Genomic DNA, 1,657 nt, shown 5'->3' on the forward strand with positions numbered 1-1,657 from the left:
GATCTGTAATAATTACTTTCTCTGCATTTGCAACATATTATTTCTGACATATACTAACCTTATTTGTGTTATTGTGCATATCATATCAGCTTTCTCAATTGTATGCTATATTTGTTTAGCAATGCCTGTATATGAATATGAAAGGGGAGCTATGAAACAAATTTTAGCTGCAGATAGTGGATTTTAATATTAGATTTTATATTATATAATATTACTACTTGCTCAACTCTTTAGCCACACTCTGTTTTAATTGGGCTTGATTGGAATGATATAAATTCAAAAACTTTTCGTGCTGCTCGCTTAGTATCAGATTTAAATTTTCAGCTAAGAAGTTGAGTATAGTATTGATTTGGTAAAATTCGCTCTCATCAAATTTGTTTAATACATAATTCGTAACCATAGCGGCTAGAGCCGGTCTCCCGATGCCAATTTTAATTTTATTATAGTTTTTACCAACATATGAATCTATGGACTTCAAACCATTATGACCAGCATCTCTACCACCAATTTTAATTTTAATTTTACCCACTACCAAATCTAAATCATCGAAAATAATAAATATATCACTTAAAGGTATTTTATAAAAATTCACAACTTTACTGATAGGAATTCCTGAATTATTCATAAACGTCATAGGCAGAAAAAATATAATATCCTGATTAAAAATTGTAGCCTTCGCTATCTTTCCATCAAATTTATCCTGAAATTCCGAAATTTTAAATTTTTTTGCAAGCACTTCTATTGCATTAAATCCTAAATTATGCCTCGTTTCTTTATATTTAAAACCAGGATTACCTAACCCTATTACCAATTTCATTCTGAATTAATCAAATTATTTGTTTTAAATGAAAAATAATCATTGTGCGAAACTATTATGTGATCATGCACAACAATATTTATAGCCTTTAAAGCCGTTATAATCTTATTCGTAATTTCTATATCTTGTTTAGATGGAGATGTATCTCCACTTGGATGATTATGTACCAGAATAACCGCAGATGCAAAATGCGTTAATGCATTTTTCACAATCTCTCTTGGATGTATAGCTATTCTATCAACAGTACCAGAATCAATCATTTGTTCGTGGATTAATATATTTTTCGAATTTAAATAAAGTATCTTAAAATGTTCAACTTTTTGAAATCCCATAATTAAATTACAATAATTTATAACAGAACTCCAATTGTTAAGTATATGAAATTTTTTATTTGAGTCATTAGGTATATGCAAACGACTAAACAAATCTTTTAACAGTTTAAAATATACCTCGGCTGATTTGCCTAAACCTTTTACTCTATTTACCTGACTATATTCGGCATTGATTACCCCAGCTAAACTTCCAAATTCCTTCAATAGTGATTTCGCTACCAGCTTTGTATCTTTAATTAATATAACATTAAATAACAACATTTCTAATATTTCATAATCCGGCAAAGTTCTTATCGGTGATTTATAAAATCTATCTTTTAACCTCTTTCTGTGTCCATGTTTATTCTCTATTTCTTCCATTATCAATTATTACCTTCCCATAAATAAGACCATTGCATAATAGGCAGAAAGAAACATATATGATAGAATGAAAAGATAAGTACATACGAAAGAGGAGGCAAAATGTCATTTTTAGTAAGAGAAGCAGAAGAACGTATAGAGAAGAGTA

3 protein-coding genes are annotated in these 1,657 nt (G+C 28.9%); 1 reads left to right on the top strand and 2 read right to left on the bottom strand.

Annotation, left to right across the window (positions count from 1 at the left end; genetic code table 11):
- On the top strand, window positions 1–187 hold a 187-nt coding region (locus tag L8D11_RS05280; protein WP_236870623.1), incomplete at its 5' end, for a hypothetical protein.
- A gap of 27 nt (window positions 188–214) precedes the next feature.
- On the opposite strand, the gene pth is transcribed toward L8D11_RS05280, so the two are convergent.
- Window positions 215–817, bottom strand: coding sequence for an aminoacyl-tRNA hydrolase (gene pth / locus L8D11_RS05285; protein ID WP_236870624.1), 603 nt, complete (start codon window positions 815–817; stop codon window positions 215–217).
- Window positions 814–1,509, bottom strand: a complete 696-nt coding sequence (radC, locus tag L8D11_RS05290; protein ID WP_236870625.1) for a RadC family protein — start codon at window positions 1,507–1,509, stop codon at window positions 814–816. Before radC ends, pth begins: the two co-directional genes overlap by 4 nt.
- Window positions 1,510–1,657 lie beyond the last annotated feature (148 nt).

The sequence above is a fragment of the Candidatus Bandiella numerosa genome, from assembly GCF_021811875.1.
Lineage (GTDB): Bacteria > Pseudomonadota > Alphaproteobacteria > Rickettsiales > Midichloriaceae > Aquirickettsia > Aquirickettsia numerosa_A.

Coding starts and splice junctions, on each gene's coding strand:
- pth (WP_236870624.1), bottom strand. CDS start 817: ATGAAATTGGTAATAGGGTTAGGTAATCCTGGTTTTAAATATAAAGAA.
- radC (WP_236870625.1), bottom strand. CDS start 1,509: ATGGAAGAAATAGAGAATAAACATGGACACAGAAAGAGGTTAAAAGAT.